The sequence below is a fragment of the Serinicoccus sp. CNJ-927 genome (assembly GCF_001942435.1).
Classification (GTDB): domain Bacteria; phylum Actinomycetota; class Actinomycetes; order Actinomycetales; family Dermatophilaceae; genus Ornithinicoccus; species Ornithinicoccus marinus.
On the sequence record NZ_MKKF01000002.1, the window covers coordinates 1 to 17,276 of the forward strand.

Below are 17,276 nucleotides of genomic sequence, written 5' to 3' on the forward strand. Positions count from 1 at the left end.
CCGTCTCGGCCGCCCCAGCTAGAGCCCGCCCGGTCTGCCCACCCCAGTAGAGCCCTCCGGTCCCGGGCACGACGAGGTGCTCCAGGTCCACGTTCTTCAGCCCGGCCGCCCGCGCGGCCAGGAGCAGCTTCCACGGGTCGGGCTCCCGGACCCCCTCGCCCGGCACGACGAACACCCGTGAGGCATACCCGGCGTCCAGCTCGCGGACGCCCAGGGCACCCACCTGCAGCCCGGGGTCGATGCGGGTCACCGGGTCGTCCGGACCCATCGGCGCGCTCCGGACCTGCTCGAACTCCTTGCCACCCCCGTCCTCGGCCCCGGTCTCGACCGCCAGCAGCAGCCACCGGGTGAAGGCCTCGTCGGCGACGTCGGGGCGCAGGGACACCTCGAACCCGGCCGCGCGCAGGACACGCTCCAGCTCGGCGATGCGGTCCACGGCGGACAGACCCAGCAACCCGCTCACCAGCAGCCGGCCGGCACGGTATGCCGTCGCCGACGGTGCAGCGAGGGCCGACCCGTCACGAGCCCGCTCCCGGGCGGCGGTGGACGGGTCGAGGAGCCGTGCGTCGTGACGGCGCAGCAGCGCGGGGGGCAGGAAGAGCTCGACGGCGTCCCGCTGGGTCATCAGGCCTCCTTGGCCGGCTCGGTCCCCTGCGGGCCCCAGCCTAGGGGTCAGGTGGCCCTCAGAGCACCCCTTCACCGCACAGATACATCGGATCGTGACGAATCCGCGCGGCCGGCCCGGCCTCTGCTCCCTGGACGGTGCCGTCCGGCGCCGAGGAGTCCAGGAGCCACGAGCCCTGGCCGGACGCCCCGTCGCCCCGACCGGCGGGCCCGCGTGGATGACCGACCTGGTCAACGGCGACAACGTCCTCGGCGTGACCTCGCCCTACGCGGCGGTGGCCGGCTATCCCCTGGTGACCGTGCCCAGCGGGGGGCGACGGTCCCGCGCTCAGCCCTGCGGGAACCAGATGTCGATCTCGCGCTCCGCGGACTCCGGGCTGTCCGAGCCGTGCACGATGTTCTGCTGCACCTTGAGCCCCCAGTCGCGGCCGTGGTCGCCGCGGATGGTGCCCGGGGCGGCCGCGGTCGGGTCGGTGGCCCCCGCGAGGGACCGGAAGCCGGGGATGCAGCCGTGGCCCTCGATGATGGCGGCGGTGACCGGGCCGGAGGACATGAACTCCAGCAGCGGCTCGTAGAACGGCTTGCCCTCGTGCTCGGCGTAGTGCTGCTCGAGCTGCGCCCGGGTCGGGGTGAGCACGGCGAGGGCCGCGAGCGTGTAGCCCTTGGCCTCGATGCGACGCAGCACCTCCCCGGACAGGCCGCGACGGTAGCCGTCCGGCTTGACGAGGACGAGGGAGCGTTCGGTCTGCGCGGCGGTCGTGTCGGTCACGGGCCCCAGCGTAGGCCGTCGCGGCGGCTGCTCGACGTCAGGGCTCGAGCACGCCGAGGCCCAGCAGACCGAAGAGGACGAGGGCCAGCACGATCCGGTAGACCATGAACGGCGTGAAGGTGTGGGTGGTGATGTAGCGCATGAACCAGGCGATGACGGCATACCCCACGCCGAAGGCGAGCATCGTGGCGACCGCGATGGCGCCCCATCCCGTCCCCGACCCGATGGCGTCCCCGGTGACGACCTTGACCAGCTGCAGCCCGCCGGAGGCGAGCACGGCCGGGATCGCGAGCAGGAAGGAGTAGCGGGCCGCGGCCTCGCGGGTGTAGCCCATGAAGAGGCCGCCGGCGATGGTGCCGCCGCTGCGGGAGACGCCCGGGACCAGCGCGAGCGCCTGCCACAGGCCGAAGCCGAGGCCGTGCTTCCAGGTGAGCTGGTGCAGCTCGCGCTCCTGACGCCCCACCCGCTCGGCGGCCAGGATGACCAGCGCGAAGACGAGCAGCATGGTCGCCGTGATCCACAGGCTCCGCAGGTCGGTCTCGATCCAGTCCTGCAGCAGCAGGCCCAGGATCCCGATGGGGAAGGTGCCGAGGATGACCCACCAGCCGAGCACGGCGTCCGGGTCGTCGCGGGGGATGCGCCCGGCGAGCGCGGCGAACCAGGCGCGGACGATCCGGACGATGTCGCGCCAGAAGTAGAGGAGTACGGCCGCCTCGGTGCCGAGCTGGGTGATCGCGGTGAACGCGGCACCGGGGTCCGCGCCGTCGTCGCCCAGCAGGCGCCCGACGATCGACACGTGCGCGCTGGAGGAGATCGGCAGGAACTCCGTCAGCCCCTGCACGATCCCCAGCACGATCGCGCTCAGCAGGTCCATCTCACTCGATCTCCCTGTCGGTCACGGTGTTGTCGGTCGCCGGGTCGCCGGCCTGCGCCTGCCGCTGCGCCGTGAGCCGATCCATCCGCGTCCCCTGGCTGAGGCACAGCCACCAGAGGAAACCGAAGAGCCCGGCCACGACGAGCATCGCCGGCAGGACGAGCCCGGCCGCCAGGGTGAGGAACTGCGCGAGCCAGCCCAAGAGGATCCCGACCCGGCTGCGCAGCGCACCGGCGGCGAGCACGCACAGAGCGGTGAGCACGAGCCCGCCCCAGAGGTATGCCCCTGCCCGCGGGTCCCCGGTCGTCCCGGCCAGGCGCCAGGCCACGAGGGTGCCGAAGAAGACCGACATCGCCTGGGCGAGCAGTGTCGTGGCACACAGACGTCGGGTGAGGGTGCCGGGGGTCACGCCCGTCAGTGTCGCAGACCCAGCCTGGGAGGCTTCCCAGCAACCCGCCAGCCCGACGGCATACCCTGGGTACGGCACCCCCAGCTCGACCGATCCGCACAGGAGCGCACCGATGCCCCGACCCGACCGCAAGCCCGCGGCCTCCGACCGCGCCGCGAAGGCGGCCAAGATCCAGAAAGCCGGCGCCGCCGCCGAGCGACGCCGCGGTGTGCTGATCTGGGGCTCGGTGGTCGCCGTCGTGGCCCTCATCGTGGGCGCGGTCGTCTTCGCGGTCGTGCGGGACTCGCCCGCGCTGGCCGACCTGTCGGCGGTCGAGGACTTCGACAACACCGCCGCGGACCACCGCACCGAGCAGATCGACTACGACTCCGCGGTGCCGCCGGGCGGCCCGCACCACCCGGCCTGGTGGAACTGCGGCGTCTACGCCGAAGAGGTCCCGACCGAGCACGCCGTGCACTCGCTCGAGCACGGGGCCGTCTGGTTGACCTACCAGCCCGACCTCCCGGCGGAGCAGGTCGAGGTGATCACCGCCCTCGGCGACGAGGACTACATGCTGGTCAGTCCGGTCGCGACCAGGAGTCGCCGGTCATGGCGACCTCCTGGAACCACCAGCTCGAGCTGGACTCGGCGGACGAGAAGCTGCTGCAGGCCTTCGTGCGGGAGTACAAGCAGGCGCCAGACACCCCCGAGCTCGGTGCCGCGTGCACGAGCGGGACGAGCACGGACCTCGTGGAGCGCGGATGACCGATCGGTGGCGCACCTTCGGTGCCCCTGCGCTCGCCGCCGTCACCATCGTGGCGCTGTGCCTGGGCGCCCTCGTGGGGTGGCTGGCCTTCGGCGAGCGGACCCCCCCGGACGACGGCGCGGACGCCGGCTTCGCCCGCGACATGAGCGAGCACCACGCGCAGGCGGTCCAGATGTCGCAGCTGGTCATGCAGCGGACCGAGGACGAGGCGGTGCGCCGGCTGGCGGTCGACATCAGCAACAACCAGGGCTACGAGCGCGGGATGATGGGGACCTGGCTCGACGACTGGGGGCTGCCGCGGGCCCGGGGCGAGCAGCGGATGGCCTGGATGTCGTCGGCGGGAACGTCGATGGAGGGGATGGACCACGGCGACACGGCCGACCTGCCCGCGGGCGTGCCCATGCCCGGTATGGCCTCCCCCACCGAGATCCAGGAGCTCGGCGAGGCCTCGGGCGAGGAGGCCGAGGTGCTCTTCCTCCAGCTCATGACCACGCACCACCTCTCCGGCGTGGACATGGCGCAGGCCGCGGTCGACCAGGCGCAGCAGCCGGAGGTGCTCCTCGCCGCGCAGAAGATGGTGGACGCGCAGGTAGGCGAGGTCCTGCTCATGCAGGACATGCTCGAGGAGCGGGACGCCGCGCCGCGGGAGGACGTCGACGCCTGGGTGGAGCAGCAGGACGCGGCCTCCGGAGGCACGGGGGACGCGACCTCGCCGAGCGAGCCTCCGGGCGGTCACGACCACTGAGCGGGCAGGGCACCTCCGGTTGCACGCCGGTGGGCCACGCAGGATGCTCGTGCCGAGGCCGTGGACCTCGCGGCAGCACCATCGACAGAAGGGTGGACGACATGAGCACGCAGGACAACGACCCGTTCCAGGACGTGCCGGAGGCGACCGAGGCCGCCAGCGGCGACGCCGACGGTCACGCGGGCCCCGGCGGTGACGGTGGAGCCGACGGCGGCGCGGACGGTCACGCCGGCCCCGGCGGTGACGGCGGAGCCGACGGCGGCGCGGACGGTCACGCGGGCCCCGGTGGTGACGGTGGAGCCGACGGTCACGCCGGCCCCGGCGGTGACGGCGGAGCCGATGGCGGCGCAGACGGCCACGCCGGCCCGGGTGGCGACGGTGGAGCCGACGGTCCCGCCGAGTGACCGACGTCGGATCGCACGGGGTGAGGGCCGGGAGACCGGCCCTCACCCGACTGCTCGGCTCGCTGTCCCCGGAGGACTTCGCACGGGACCACTGGGGGCATACCCTCCACCTGGCCGCGGTCGCCGACCGCGGTGGTGACACCTTCGACGACCTCTTCTCACTGGACGCCGTCGACGATCTCGTCTCGGAGCGCGGGCTGCGCACCCCGTTCCTGCGGGTCGCCAAGGACGGGTCCACGCTGCCGGAGAGCGCCTTCACCTCCTCGGGCGGCACCGGCGCCGGGATGCCGGACCAGGTCGACGACAGCAAGCTGCTCCGGCTCTTCGCCGACGGGGCGACGATCGTCCTCCAGGGCCTGCACCGCACGTGGTCGCCGATCCGCGTCCTCGCCGACGACCTGGCCGCCGACCTCGGCAGCCCGGTGCAGGTCAACGCCTACGTCACCCCGGCGGCCAACCAGGGCTTCGACGACCATTACGACGTGCACGACGTCTTCGTGCTGCAGATCTCCGGGACCAAGCGCTGGTCGCTGCGCGAGCCGGTGCTCCCGCAGCCGCTGCGCAGCCAGCCGTGGACCGACCGACGCGAGGAGGTGGCTGCCGCCGCCCAGCGACCCGCCCACCTCGAGACGACCCTGGAGCCTGGCGACTGCCTCTACCTCCCCCGCGGCTGGATCCACTCGGCCCGGGCGATGGGCGAGGTCAGCACGCACCTGACCATCGGCGTGCACGCCTGGACCCGGCACCACCTGGCGACCTCGGCGCTGGACCTCGTCGCTGCCGGTCTCGGCGCCGAGGACGAGGTGCGCCGCAGCCTGCCCCTGGGCGTGGACCTCTCCGATCCGGGCGGCTGGCACGACGACGTCGAGCAGGTGCGCGAGACGTTGCTGCGGCGGCTGCGGGAGCTGCCGGCCGACGAGCTGGCCGCGACCCTGCACGCACGACAGCGGGGCAGCGCCCGACCCTCGGCCGTGCGGCCGCTCGCGCAGGTCGCGGCGGCCCAGTCCCTGACCGTCGACGACGAGATCCTGCTGCGCCCCCATCTCGTGGCCCAGCTGCAGGGCGAGGACGAGCGGGTGACCGTGACCTCGCGCGTCGCGGCGTTCACCCTGCCGGCCTCCTACCGCCCGGCCCTGGAGCTTCTGCTGGAGGGCGGGCCGGTGACGGTGCGCGACCTCGGCGGCGCCGCGGGCCTCGACGAGGACGCCGCGCTGCAGCTCGCGCGCGGGCTGCTGACCCGCGGCATCGCCGTCGTGCCCGGGTCGGGCGCCGGGCACCGATGACCGAGAGCTTCCGCTGCTCGGACGCCGCACGGGAGCGCGCGGACCCGCTGCCAGGGACCGCACCCCCGCAGCCGCGGCTGCTGCTGGTCGAGGTGCCGGGAGGGTGGCCCTTCGACGCCCTCCAGGCCCTCCCGGACGACGTGCGGGACGACGTGGCCCGGGAGAGCGCCGCCGCCTGGGCCAGGGTGCTGCTCATCCGGCGGCCGGGCGAGCAGCACCGGCGGGTCGGACCGTGGCGCTGGTATGCCGTCGACCCGGGCGCCCCTCCCGGGTCGCGAGTGGTGCGCGGTGCCTGGAGCTCCGGTGCCGAGCTGCTCACCGGGACGGCGCGGCTGCGTCAGATGGCCGGGGAGGCGGCCGCGCGCGCGACTGCCGCCGAGCCCGTCGGCCTCACCGACGCCTCGGCCGACGACGAGCAGCTGCTGCTGGTCTGCACCCACGGCCGCAAGGACGTCTGCTGCGCGGTCCGCGGACGGCCGGTGGCCGCGGCCCTGCAGGAGGCCTGGCCGGACCAGACCTGGGAGTGCTCGCACACGGGGGGCGACCGCTTCGCGGCGAACCTGCTCGTCCTGCCGGACGGCGCCTGCTACGGCGCGCTCGACCCCGGCACGGCCGCCCGGCTGGTGCGCGACCATCGTGAGGGCGTGCCCAGCGTCGCCCACCTGCGAGGGGCCCTCGGCCAGCACCGCGTGGTCCAGAGCGCGGTGCTGGCGGCCCTGGCCCGGTGGCAGGTGCCGTGGGACGCGGTGCACCCGCTCGGCGCCCCCGTGGAGCTGCCGGTCGAGGCCCCCGCCGGGGACGACCGCGACGACGGCGCTGCCCCCGTGGTCGGCCGGTGGCACACCGACGTGAGGGTGCGCGGCCAGGGTGCCTGGCGGGCCACCGGGGTCGAGCGCCTGGCCGCTCCGCAACGGCTCACCTGTCGTGCCCCGCGGGCCGGCGCGGTGCGCATCCCCGAGGTGACCGGCTGGAGCGCGTTGTCCGCCGAGGCCGTCGCCAGCCGCTAGGCGGTCTGCCGGCCGAGCATCTCACGGACCTCGGCGGCGGTCGTCACCGAGCCCGTCGCGAGCACCGCGCCCCCGACCCCGCCGTCGTCGGCGAGACCGGCCGCGACGTCGAGGGCGTCCGGCAGGTCGGCGACGACGGTCACCCGGTCCTCGCCGAAGTACTCCGCGACCAGCTCGCCGAGACGGTGCGGCCGGATGGCGCGCGGCGAGGTGGTGCGGGAGACTACGACGTGGTCCAGCACCGGCTCCAGCGCCTGGATCATGTGCTCGGCGTCCTTGTCCTCGAGGACCGCGAGCAGCCCGACGAGCCGGGTGAAGGTGAAGGACTCCCGCACCGCCTCGACCAGCGCCGCGGCCCCGGCCGGGTTGTGCGCCGCGTCCACGAGGACCGTCGGGGAGCGCCGGACGATCTCCAGCCGGCCCGGCGAGCTGACGTCGGCCAGCGCCGCGCGCAGCACCTCGTCGGTGAGCGGCTGCTCGCCACCCCCGACGAAGGCCTCCACGGCGGCGATCGCCATCGCCGCGTTGTGCGCCTGGTAGGCACCGAAGAGCGGCAGGAACAGGTCGGTGTAGTCGCCGGCCAGGCCGCGTACGGACAGCTGCTGCCCGCCCACCGCGACCTCGCGGGCCAGGATCCCGAAGGCGACGCCCTCAGCGTGGATCTGCGCTCCGACCTCCTCGGCACGCTCGGTGAGGACCTGCATGACCTCCGGCTCCTGCACCCCCACGACCGCCAGGGCGTCGGCCTTGATGATCCCCGACTTCTCGCCCGCGATCTCCTCCAGCGTCGAGCCGAGCAGGCGGGTGTGGTCGAGCGCGACGGGGGTGAGGACCGCGACGTCGCCGTCGGCGACCGAGGTGGCGTCCCAGACACCGCCCAGGCCCACCTCGACGACGGCGACCTCGACCGGGGCGTCGGCGAAGGCGGCGTAGGCGAGGGCGACGATCACCTCGAAGTAGGTCATCCGGACCCGGTCCGCCTCGTCCGGCGACGCCATGCTCTCGGCGTCCACCATCTCGACGAAGGGCAGGACGTCGTCGTAGGCGGCGAGGAAGGCCTCGATCGAGACCGGCTCCCCGTCGATGCTGACCCGCTCGCGCATGTCGTGCAGGTGCGGGCTGGTGAACCGGCCGGTGCGCAGACCCATCTCGCGCAGCAGCCGCTCGGTGATCCGCGCGGTGGAGGTCTTGCCGTTGGTGCCGGTGAGGTGGATCATCCGGAAGCTGTGCTGGGGGTCACCCATGAGCTCCATGACGCGGGCGACCCGGTGCAGGGTGGGCTGCGGCATGTGCTCGGGGGTGCGCGCGAGGATCGCCTCGCTGACCTCGGCGTAGCGCGCCAGCAGCTCGGGCGACGTCGCCTCCGGCGCCCGGGGCGAGCCCTCCTCGGCGGGGGGTACGGCGCCGCCCGGGTCCAGCGGCAGCTCGGTGCTGCCGTCGTCGCCGGCGAAGATGTTGTCGCTCATCGTCCTGCCTCCTCGCGTCGGCTGATCAGCAGCTGCACGGTATGCCCACCGCCCAGGTCGGCGGTGCCCGAGTGCGCACCGTCCTTGGCCGGCGGCAGCGGCTGCCCGGCCCCGGCCGCCCCGAACTGCACGGCGAGCGTCTCGCTCATGACGAGCTGCTGGTGGGCCATCGCGGCGTCCCACACCTCGTCGTCACCGACGACGGTCAGGCTGATCCGGTCGCTGATGTCCAGCCCGGCATCCTTGCGGGCGCCCTGGACCGCGCGGACCAGGTCACGGGCCAGACCCTCCTTCTCCAGCTCCGGGGTCACCTCGGTGTCGAGCACGACGAAGCCGCCGCCGTGGCCGCGCAGCGGCGCGGTCGCGGACGACGAGGCGCCGTCGGCGGACTCGCCCACGACCGTCTCCAGGGTGAACTCGCCCTCCTGCAGCGGTATGCCGCCGCTGGTGACCGCGCCGTCGTCGCCGACGGACCAGTCGCCGGACTTGGACCCCTTGATCGCGGCCTGCACCTGCTTGCCGAGACGGGGCCCGGCGACCCGGGCGTGACGGTGAGCCGCTGCTCGATCTGGAGATCGGCCAGCGCGTCCGGGTCGTTCGCGTCCAGCACGGTGAGCTGCCGGACGTTGACCTCCTCCATGACGACCTGCGTGACCATCCGGGCCCGGGACCGGTTGCCCGGCGGCGTGAAGGACTCCCAGTCCGGCAGCACCACCGTGAGCCGTGGCAGCGGGAGGCGCACCCGCAGCCCCTGCGCCTTGCGCATCCCGAGCGCCGCCGAGCAGACCTCGCGCACCGTGTCCATCGCGGCCACCAGACCGGCGTCGCCGGGCAGGTCGCCCACCTCCGGCCAGTCGGTGAGGTGCACCGACTCACCGCCGGTGAGCCCACGCCATACCTCCTCGGTCAGGAGCGGCAGGAGCGGCGCGGCGACCCGGCAGGTGATCTCGAGCACGGTGTAGAGCGTGTCGAAGGCCGACTCGTCCTCGGCCCAGAAGCGGTCGCGGGAACGCCGGATGTACCAGTTGGTGAGCACGTCGACGAAGTCGCGGATGACCTCGGCGGCGACCGCGATCTCGTCGCCGTCGTAGGCGGCCTGCGCCGCCTCGACGAACTCGCGCGTCTTGGCGAGGATGTACCGGTCCAGCTCGTGCTCGGAGTCCGTGGACCACCGCGCCTGGTACCCGGCGGCGTTGGCGTAGAGCCCGAAGAAGTACCACGCGTTCCACAGCGGGATCATCGTCTGGCGCACGCCGTCGCGGATGCCCTGCTCGGTGACGATGAGGTTGCCGCCGCGCAGGATCGGGCTGCTCATGAGGAACCAGCGCATCGCGTCGGCGCCGTCGCGGTCGAAGACCTCCCGCACGTCCGGGTAGTTCCGCAGCGACTTGCTCATCTTCTGCCCGTCGCTGCCGAGCACGATGCCGTGGGACAGGCAGGTCGAGAAGGCGGGCCGGTCGAAGAGCGCGGTCGCGAGGATGTGCAGGGTCGGGCCTCGGGGGTGGGCCTACGCAGGTCGTGCTCGGGGTGCCCGCGGGTCGCACCGCCGACGGGCTCGGCGTCCGTGGGTGAGGCACCGCCACCGGCGGGAGCTGTGCCACATGAGTCACACGGACCCCTCGGGCATCCCGCTGCGGGGAAAGTCACGCGAGCCGGGGTGATTTCCCCGGCGTCGGGACACGTCTCCGCGGTGCGGGGCGCGTGTGGCGTGCGGGACCGGTGGTGTCCGGCCGGGCCGTCGACCTCACCTGATCACGCTCGCCCCATAGACATCCCGCTGCGGGGAAAGTCACGCGAGCCGGGGTGATGTCCCCCGGCGTCTGGCAACGTCTCCGCAGTGCGGGGCGCGTGTGACACGTAGGACAGATGAGGTGACGTCCCTGCTCGCCACCTGGCCGCAGCCCCAACGCAGCGGTGTGGGCGCTCAGGCCCGCCGCAGCCCCACCGAAGCGGCGTGGGCGCTCAGGGCCGCCGCAGCTCCGCCAGCTCGGCCTGCAGGTTGGCCCGGGCGCGGGCGTCCCAGTGCTCGTGCGCGTGCCCGGTCCGGTAGAGCCGCTCGCGCCCGGCCAGCGGCCCCATGACCCCGAGGCGGCCGGCGCGGAACGCGTCCTCGGGCACGTGGGCGTACTCCTCGCGGACCTGGGCGCGGTAGGCGGCATACCGCGGGGGCGGCGCCGAGAGGATCCAGAGGTCGGCGTCGTGGACGGCGTCCGTGGCGGCACCACCCTCGCCGGGACCCTCGTGGTCCAGCGTCATGACCACGCCGGCCTCGACGGCGTCGACCGTGCCGTCGTCGACGCCGAGGCGGTGCAGGTGGTCGCGGGCCAAGGTGGCGCTGCGGTGCTCGTTGCTGCCGGGCCTGGCGCGGGGGTCGTAGGCGAGGTCGTGGTACCACCCGACGGTCCGCGCCACGAGCGCCTCGTCCGCGTCGACCGCACCGGCCTCCTGCAGCTCGTCGAGGGCGGCCAGGACCTCGGTGAGGTGCTCGGTCGTGTGGTAGCGCCGCTGCGGCTCGGACCAGCCGCGCAGCAGCAGCGACCCCTCCGCCAGCCACAGGTCGCGGCCCGCCTCGGGCGCGAGCAGGGCGGCGTCGGCGAGCCAGCGGTCGAGCAGGGCCTCGGCGGGGTGCGTCACCCGGCCACTCTGGCACGAGCCAGGGCGACGCCCGCGTGCGCCCCGACGGGCAGCACGCGACTCCGCGGGCGCATCGTGCGAGATGCGCCCGCGTGGTGCCCGTCCGACGAGACGCACGGTTGAGGGCCCGAGCCGCCTTCGACGTCCGCGGGCGGCACGCCCCACCGGCGCCGGGGTGGTGACCCACGGACGGGACGGCGTGCCGTGCGACGATCGGGCGGTGCTGCCGACCCAGCTGGACGCCGAGGGGGTCGCCGACCTGGCCGCCGCCCACCCCGGGTGGTTCACCACCGCCGGGTATGCCGTGCCGCCAGGCGCCCGCAGGTGCGCCTCCTGGGGCGGGGCGAGTCGTGCGCGGTGTGGGAGGTCGAGCCAGGTCTGGCCGTGCGCGTGCCGCACCGGCCGGTGCACGAGCTGCCACTCGGCCTGGACGCCGAGCTGGACCTGCTCACCCGGGTGCCCGCGGACGCCGACCTCGCCGCCCGCCCCGTGGCGGTGCGGCTGCCGACGGAGGGCGACCCCACGGCATACCTCGTGAGCACGGCGGTCCCGGGTGAGGTGCGCGCCCCCGCCGACTGGACCGACGAGCTCCTCGCGGCCCTCGCCCGCGCCCTGGCCCGCCTGCACGTGGGCGGTCGCACCGAGGGACTCCCCGCACCGGCAGCCCCGGACCCGGTGGCGGCCGCGCACGCCGCGCGCGACTGGTGGCGCGAGCACGAGCCGGGCCCGGCGGCCGTGCTGGACCCGCTCTGGCCCGCGGTGCTGCGCCGCAGCGAGCAGAGCCTCCCGGCGTTCGGCTCGGTCGAGCCCGCCCTGGTCCACGGCGACGCCTGCCTGAGCAACGTCGTCGTAAACGGCGGTGTCCCCCGGCTCATCGACTGGGAGTGGGCCCACGTGGGCGACCCCGCGCGGGACCTGGCGTTCTCCGGCGGGCCGGTGCACGCCGACCCGTGGTACGCCCCGATGGACGAGCGCCGCGTCCGCGCCCAGGCGCAGGCCTACGCCCGCGAGCGCGAGCGGCTCGGGGCCCCGGTCGACCTCGGGCCGCTGCTGGTGCGCCGCGAGGTCTGGCTGCTGCACGAGACCTTCTTCATCCAGCCGCACCTGCACCGGGTGGCGGCAGCCGCCACCGACCCCGCACGGCGCACGACATACCTCGAGGCCGCCGCGCAGCTGCGCGACGGCTCGAGAGGTGGCTGGGCTGACTCAGCGCTTGCCGAGCAGCGAGTCCGCGAGGTCGGCGAGCGCCTCGGACAGGTCCTCGCGGGCGGTGTGGGCGCCCTTGGACAGACCCTTCAGCGTGCCCTTGGCCTTGCCCTTGCCGCTCACGCCGACGGCGTCGGCGAGGCCGTGGCCGACCGAGCTGGCCGCGCCGGTGACCCCGGCGGCCGCGGCACCGGCCGCGCCGGTGACACCTCCGGCCACGGCACCGGCGGCGTTGCCGACACCGTCGGCGACCGACTGCGCGGCGTGCTTGGTGCCGGAGAGGAACGACTGCGTGGCCAGCGTCAGGCCCGCGCCGACCAGCCACACGTCCTTGGCCAGCCCGATGCCGTCCGGCGTGGGTCGGATGCCGTCCTCCTGGGTCATGCCCGGGGTCTTGAGGTAGAGCCCGGTGAGCCCGACGCCGAAGGCGGCCAGGCCGGCCCCGGCGACGGCGGACGGCACGGTCGGCAGCAGCAGCGCAGCACCGAGCCCGATCTCGGCGTAGGCCAGGGCCTTGGTGAAGTCGCCGGCCTTCATGTCCTTGAACACCGGGTAGACGCTGGAGGCCCAGCCGTGCATCTGCTCGGCCTCCTCCTCACCGGCCTTGAGCTTGCCGATGCCGGAGTTCAGGATGAACGCGCCGGTGGCGACCCGGAGCGGGATGTGCGTGGGGTGCATGTGCTCTCCTCGTGTGCGGGAAGTCTGCTGCGGCCTACCGTATGCCGTCCGCCCAGGTGGTGCGAGGCGGGACCCGCCGCTGCCTACGCTGTCAGCATGACAGGTCAGGGGTCGGGGCGGCTCACGGGCGCCGACCGGGGGATGGCTCTGCTGCTCCAACGGGCGTTCGCTGTGGGGCTCCTGGTGGCGGCCGTCGTCGCGCTGGTGACACCGCTGAACGGCTGGCTAGTCTTCCCGCCGGTCGTGGTCCGCGTGGCCGCGGGGGTGTCGCTGCTGGTCCTCGTGCTCCTCGGGCGGTCGCTCCTCCGACCCGGCGCAGGCGTGGGGGGAGGGGAGGCGCGGTCCGGGGCCCTCTGGGCCGGTGCCGCGGCGGGCACGCTGCTGGCCGGGGCGCACGCGGCGCTCGCGCTCATCCCCTTCGGCTGGGACGCCCGCCGGATCTTCTCCAGCGCCGCGACGCTCGCCGCGGGGGAGCCGCTGCCTGCCGAGGCGCTGACCTACTACGCGCGCTACCCGCACAACGTGCGTCTCCTCTGGCTGGAGCAGGTGGCGGTCGAGGCGGGCTCGGTCGTCTCGCTGCCCGCGCTGGGCGCGGTGCTGCTGCCGCACGTGCTGTGCGTCGGGGTGGTGCTGTGGTCGCTCGGCCGCGCCGCCCAGCTCCTCGGTCACCCGCGGGCCGTGCTGCCGGTGCAGGCGCTCGTCCTGGTGCTGGTGGGCCTGTCGCCGAACGTCGCCGTGCCCTACACCGACCTCCCGGCGGCCGCGGCGGTCTCGGTCGCGGCCCTGGCGATGGTGCGGTGCGGCGGCGCTGCCGGGTGGAGCTGGCCGTGGGCGCTGACCGGGGCGGTCTCGCTCGGGCTGGGCGTCGCGCTCAAGCCGTATATCGTCGTGCTCGCGATCGCGCTCGTGCTGGTCGTGCTGTGGTCGCGGCAGTGGCGACGGGTCGTCGCCGTGGCTCTCCTCGGCGCCGTCTCGTGGGGCACCGTGGCGCTGCTCGACGGGGCCTCGGCGCGGGGGACCGGGCTGGACGCACAGCGGCTGGCTCAGGTGGAGGCGCCCTTCCCGCCGGAGCACTTCCTGGCGATGGGCACCTGGGACTCCGCCGAGGACTCGCCGGTGCGCCGGTGGGGCGCCTACCGCCAGGACCAGGTCGAGGCCACGGCGGCGATGGACCCCGCCACCCGTGCGGCCGACCTGCGGGCCCAGGCGTGGGATCAGGTCGGCGGGCGCGGGCTGGTCGGCAACCTGCGGTTCTTCGGCGCCAAGGCGCTGTGGGTCTGGGGCGACGGGACCTTCTGGGCGCACGGTGAGGGCGCCGACAGCCGGCAGGCGAGCAGCCTGCCCGGGTCGCTGTCGGGGGTGACCGCGGCCAGCAGGGGCGCCGGCGAGCTCTACGACGAGCGGGCGGGGGTGGTGCAGGGGCTGTGGGTCGCGGTCGTCCTGCTCACCGGGGCCGTGCTCCTGCGGGCCCGCGCCGAGCCGCTGCTCACCACCTGGGCGCTCGCGCTCGGCGGGCTGACGGCATACCTGCTGATCTTCGAGGCGCGACCGCGCTACGTGCTCGCGCTGGTCCCCGTGCTGCTGCTGGTCCTGCTGCGCGCCGGGCTAGGATCGGCCGACCACCCGACCGCGACCCGTGAGGCCCGATGAGCGCACCGCAGGCCGGCCCGATCGCGCTGAGCGTCGTCGTGCCGATGTTCGACGAGCAGGACGTCCTGCCGCTGCTGGTGCAGCGGCTGCGGCCGGTGCTCGACGGGCTGGGGCTGGGCTACGAGGTCGTGGCGGTCGACGACGGCAGCAGCGACGCGACCCCGGTGCTGCTGGCGCGCGAGCGGCATACCTGGGCCCAGCTGCGGGTCGTCCGGCTGCGCGCCAACGCCGGGCACCAGGCCGCGATCTCCGCCGGGCTGGAGCGCGCCCGTGGGGAGCTGGTGGTCACGATCGACGCCGACCTGCAGGACCCGCCCGAGCTCATCGCGGACATGGTGCGGCTGGCGCGCGCGGAGTCGCTGGACGTGGTCTACGCCGTGCGCGACGACCGCACGACCGACACGCGCTTCAAGCGGGTCACGGCCAGCGGCTACTACGACACGATGCGGCGGCTGGGCGCCGACCACGGGCCGTCCAACGCCGGCGACTACCGGCTGATGTCGCGCGCCACGGTCGAGGCGGTCACCGCGCTGCCCGAGCACCACCGGGTGCTGCGCCTGGTCGTCCCTTCGCTCGGCTTCCCCTCCGGCGTGCTGACCTACCGTCGCGACGCGCGGGCCGCGGGGCGCTCGAAGTACCCCCTCTCCTCGATGGTGCGGCTCGCGCTGGACTCCATCACCGGGGCGAGCATCGCGCCGCTGCGGCTCGCGACGTGGCTGGGCTTCGTCGGGGCCGTGGTCGCGCTGGGGCTGCTCGTCTACGCGCTGGTGGGGTATGCCGTCGGCCTCAACGTGCCCGGCTGGACCTCGACCTTCATGGTGGTGACCGCGGTCGGCGGGGTGCAGCTGCTGTGCCTGGGGATCCTGGGGGAGTACGTCGGGCGGACCTACACGATGCAGCTCGGCCGGCCGACGTACTACGTGGCGCACGACAGCCTCAGCGGGCAGGAGCCGCCGCCCCCGCCCGGACCGACCACGGGATAGCACGACCGTCATCGGCGAACTTCGCGATGGAGGTCGTGCTAGGCCGACGTCGGTCTCGCAGAAGAGACGGCGAGGGCGTCCGGCAGCGGCTCGCTATGCACCACCGTCAGCCCGCTGACCGCGCGGGTGAGCACGACGTAGAGCCGGCGCAGGCCGGTCCGCTCATCCGGCTCGGCGGCGGCGATCGCCGCGGGCTCCACCACGACCACCTGGTCGAACTCCAGCCCCTTGGCGACCGTCGCGGGGACGAGGAAGACCCGCAGTCGCAGCGTGTCGTCGGCGTGCTCGCCGTCCATGACCTCGTGCCCGACCCCTGCCCTCGAGAGCGCGTCCCCGACGCGGCCCACCCACGTGTCCGGCGCCACGACCCCCACCGAGCCTCGTGCGCGGCCGCCTCCTGCACGGCCCGCACGGCGCCCTCCACAGCGTCCTCGACCTGCACGACGTCGAGCCGTCCCGGGTTGGACCGCACCGACTCCGGCGGCGCGAGGTCGGGGGCCATCGACGGCAGCAGCCGGGCGGCGAACTCGATGACCGACGACGGCACACGGAAGCCACGGACCAGCTCCTCGAGGTGCGTCGACCCGGCCGAGAGCTCCTTGCCCAGGTGGTGCAGCGACTCCTCCCACGACGTCGTCGACCACGGCGTCGTGCCCTGCGCGAGGTCGCCGAGCACGGTGAGCGAGCCCGTCGAGGCACGCCGCCCCACGGCCCGCAGCTGCATCGGCGAGAGGTCCTGCGCCTCGTCCAGCACGACGTGGCCCAGGCTCGGGGTGCGGTCGACCAGGTCGGTGAGCTCGTCGAGCAGCACGAGGTCCGCCGCGCTCCACCGGGCCGAGGCCGCCGACCGCGGGGGCCGCTCCCACACCATCGCGCGCTGTTCGTCGGCCAGGTGCTCACCGGTGGTGAGCAGCCCGGCGAGCACGGCGGCCGGCTTCACCTGCGGCCAGAGGTCCTTGACGTAGGCCTTCACCGGCGCGGACCGGGCGACGCTGTCCTGCACCCGGTCGTCCGGCGCGTCCCCGGAGCGCTCCATCGCCACCATGACCGCGTGCGCGAGCCGCTGGTGCAGCATCGCGCGGGCGGCGGCATACCCCACGCCGCGGGTGCGCAGCTCCTCGACCATCTCCTGCACCTGGTATGCCGGGACCCGCCACCGGCGGGACCCGCGCGGCACCACCAGCGCCTCGGTCGGGCTGGACACCTGCCCCCAGAGCGCGGCGCGCAGGACCTCCGCCATGCGTGCCTCGCCCTTGAGCCGCGCGACCTCGGTGCTGTCGGTCGAGCGGACCGTCGCGCCGGTGGCGTCGGCGACGAGCTCCTCGACCGTGGTGTGTCGCACGGTGATCTCCCCGAGCGAGGGAAGCACCGCGCCGACGTGCTCCAGGAACGCGCGGTTGGGCCCGACGACGAGGACGCCGGAGCGGGCGAGCCGGGCGCGGTAGGCATACAGCAGCCAGGCGGCGCGGTGCAGCCCGACGGCGGTCTTGCCGGTGCCCGGTGCCCCTTGCACGCACAGCGTGGTGGCGACGTCGGCGCGGACGATCTCGTCCTGCTCCGGTTGGATGGTGGCGACGATGTCGCGCATCGGCCCGATGCGCGGTCGCTCGATCTCGCGGGCGAGGATGCCGCTGCCACCGCTCTCCCCGGGCTCGCCGGTCCCCAGCCACTCGTCCTCCAGCGCGGTGATCTGGCCGTCCTCGACGCCGAAGCGGCGCCGGCGCTGGACGCCCATGGGATCGGTCGGGGTGGCGCGGTAAAGGGTGTCGACACCCCGGCCCGCCAGTCGACGACGACGG

Annotated in this window: 14 protein-coding genes and 4 pseudogenes; 9 read left to right on the plus strand and 9 right to left on the minus strand. The window is 74.6% G+C overall.

Annotation, left to right across the window (positions count from 1 at the left end):
- The 4 genes from BJF86_RS00560 to BJF86_RS18445 all read right to left on the minus strand — a co-directional run.
- A partial coding sequence (locus BJF86_RS00560) for a hypothetical protein (protein ID WP_143553609.1) occupies positions 1-625 on the minus strand: 625 nt, incomplete at its 3' end.
- 327 nt (positions 626-952) lie between these two features.
- Complete coding sequence (gene ndk / locus BJF86_RS00565) at positions 953-1,393, minus strand: nucleoside-diphosphate kinase (RefSeq protein WP_075816551.1); 441 nt, start codon at positions 1,391-1,393, stop codon at positions 953-955.
- 37 nt (positions 1,394-1,430) lie between these two features.
- Positions 1,431-2,267: an undecaprenyl-diphosphate phosphatase gene (locus tag BJF86_RS00570; RefSeq protein WP_075816552.1), complete on the minus strand. Its 837-nt coding sequence runs from the start codon at positions 2,265-2,267 to the stop codon at positions 1,431-1,433.
- Position 2,268: 1 nt separating this feature from the next.
- Entirely contained in the window at positions 2,269-2,676 is a 408-nt protein-coding gene (locus BJF86_RS18445) for a DUF4233 domain-containing protein (protein ID WP_237768010.1), read from the minus strand.
- A gap of 112 nt (positions 2,677-2,788) precedes the next feature.
- Here BJF86_RS18445 and BJF86_RS18450 point away from each other — a divergent pair.
- From BJF86_RS18450 to BJF86_RS19685, 6 genes and pseudogenes are all read left to right on the plus strand, one after another.
- A pseudogene (locus BJF86_RS18450) lies at positions 2,789-3,420 on the plus strand (DUF3105 domain-containing protein).
- Complete coding sequence (locus BJF86_RS00585; protein ID WP_075816553.1) at positions 3,417-4,166, plus strand: DUF305 domain-containing protein; 750 nt, start codon at positions 3,417-3,419, stop codon at positions 4,164-4,166. The pseudogene BJF86_RS18450 and the gene BJF86_RS00585 overlap by 4 nt, the downstream one beginning before the upstream one ends.
- A gap of 101 nt (positions 4,167-4,267) precedes the next feature.
- Positions 4,268-4,570, plus strand: coding sequence for a hypothetical protein (locus BJF86_RS18085; RefSeq protein WP_187345576.1), 303 nt, complete (start codon positions 4,268-4,270; stop codon positions 4,568-4,570).
- Positions 4,567-5,853, plus strand: a complete 1,287-nt coding sequence (locus BJF86_RS00595) for a cupin domain-containing protein (protein WP_143553610.1) — start codon at positions 4,567-4,569, stop codon at positions 5,851-5,853. The genes BJF86_RS18085 and BJF86_RS00595 overlap by 4 nt, the downstream gene beginning before the upstream one ends.
- Before the next feature lie 341 nt (positions 5,854-6,194).
- Positions 6,195-6,434: pseudogene (locus BJF86_RS19680) on the plus strand (sucrase ferredoxin); the annotation flags it as partial.
- Between the two features lie 63 nt (positions 6,435-6,497).
- A complete protein-coding gene (locus tag BJF86_RS19685; RefSeq protein ID WP_414819922.1) occupies positions 6,498-6,860 on the plus strand; it encodes a hypothetical protein in 363 nt (120 codons plus the stop codon).
- On the opposite strand, the gene BJF86_RS00605 is transcribed toward BJF86_RS19685, so the two are convergent.
- The 3 genes and pseudogenes from BJF86_RS00605 to BJF86_RS19690 form a co-directional block, all read right to left on the minus strand.
- Positions 6,857-8,326, minus strand: coding sequence for a bifunctional folylpolyglutamate synthase/dihydrofolate synthase (locus BJF86_RS00605; protein ID WP_075816556.1), 1,470 nt, complete (start codon positions 8,324-8,326; stop codon positions 6,857-6,859). The genes BJF86_RS19685 and BJF86_RS00605 overlap by 4 nt on opposite strands.
- A pseudogene (locus tag BJF86_RS00615) lies at positions 8,323-9,815 on the minus strand (class I tRNA ligase family protein); the annotation flags it as partial. The pseudogene BJF86_RS00615 and the gene BJF86_RS00605, both read right to left, overlap by 4 nt.
- A gap of 473 nt (positions 9,816-10,288) precedes the next feature.
- Positions 10,289-10,960, minus strand: coding sequence for a hypothetical protein (locus tag BJF86_RS19690; RefSeq protein WP_075816610.1), 672 nt, complete (start codon positions 10,958-10,960; stop codon positions 10,289-10,291).
- A gap of 384 nt (positions 10,961-11,344) precedes the next feature.
- On the opposite strand from BJF86_RS19690, the pseudogene BJF86_RS19695 reads away from it, so the two are divergent.
- Positions 11,345-11,923 (plus strand): annotated as a pseudogene (locus tag BJF86_RS19695) (phosphotransferase family protein); the annotation flags it as partial.
- Between the two features lie 243 nt (positions 11,924-12,166).
- On the opposite strand, the gene BJF86_RS19435 reads toward BJF86_RS19695, so the two are convergent.
- Positions 12,167-12,844 (minus strand): hypothetical protein, encoded by a 678-nt coding sequence (locus BJF86_RS19435; protein WP_075816559.1) that lies wholly within the window; start codon positions 12,842-12,844, stop codon positions 12,167-12,169.
- Between the two features lie 96 nt (positions 12,845-12,940).
- Here BJF86_RS19435 and BJF86_RS00630 point away from each other — a divergent pair, with 96 nt between their 5' ends.
- Both BJF86_RS00630 and BJF86_RS00635 read left to right on the plus strand, forming a co-directional pair.
- A complete protein-coding gene (locus BJF86_RS00630; RefSeq protein ID WP_143553612.1) occupies positions 12,941-14,494 on the plus strand; it encodes a hypothetical protein in 1,554 nt (517 codons plus the stop codon).
- On the plus strand, positions 14,491-15,477 hold the full coding sequence (locus BJF86_RS00635; protein WP_075816561.1) for a glycosyltransferase family 2 protein: 987 nt from the start codon (positions 14,491-14,493) through the stop codon (positions 15,475-15,477). Before BJF86_RS00630 ends, BJF86_RS00635 begins: the two co-directional genes overlap by 4 nt.
- 106 nt (positions 15,478-15,583) lie before the next feature.
- On the opposite strand, the gene BJF86_RS00640 is transcribed toward BJF86_RS00635, so the two are convergent.
- The gene (locus tag BJF86_RS00640) at positions 15,584-17,212 is read right to left on the minus strand and encodes a HelD family protein (RefSeq protein WP_237768011.1); all 1,629 of its coding nucleotides are present in this window, start codon (positions 17,210-17,212) and stop codon (positions 15,584-15,586) included.
- Between the last annotated feature and the right edge of the window lie 64 nt (positions 17,213-17,276).

Bases quoted from the DNA above. Each gene is read 5' to 3' on its own strand.
- BJF86_RS00570 (WP_075816552.1), bottom strand. From the start codon at position 2,267: ATGGACCTGCTGAGCGCGATCGTGCTGGGGATCGTGCAGGGGCTGACG.
- BJF86_RS00585 (WP_075816553.1), top strand. From the start codon at position 3,417: ATGACCGATCGGTGGCGCACCTTCGGTGCCCCTGCGCTCGCCGCCGTC.
- BJF86_RS18085 (WP_187345576.1), top strand. From the start codon at position 4,268: ATGAGCACGCAGGACAACGACCCGTTCCAGGACGTGCCGGAGGCGACC.
- BJF86_RS00605 (WP_075816556.1), bottom strand. From the start codon at position 8,326: ATGAGCGACAACATCTTCGCCGGCGACGACGGCAGCACCGAGCTGCCG.
- BJF86_RS19435 (WP_075816559.1), bottom strand. From the start codon at position 12,844: ATGCACCCCACGCACATCCCGCTCCGGGTCGCCACCGGCGCGTTCATC.
- BJF86_RS00630 (WP_143553612.1), top strand. From the start codon at position 12,941: ATGACAGGTCAGGGGTCGGGGCGGCTCACGGGCGCCGACCGGGGGATG.
- BJF86_RS00635 (WP_075816561.1), top strand. From the start codon at position 14,491: ATGAGCGCACCGCAGGCCGGCCCGATCGCGCTGAGCGTCGTCGTGCCG.
- BJF86_RS00640 (WP_237768011.1), bottom strand. From the start codon at position 17,212: ATGGGCGTCCAGCGCCGGCGCCGCTTCGGCGTCGAGGACGGCCAGATC.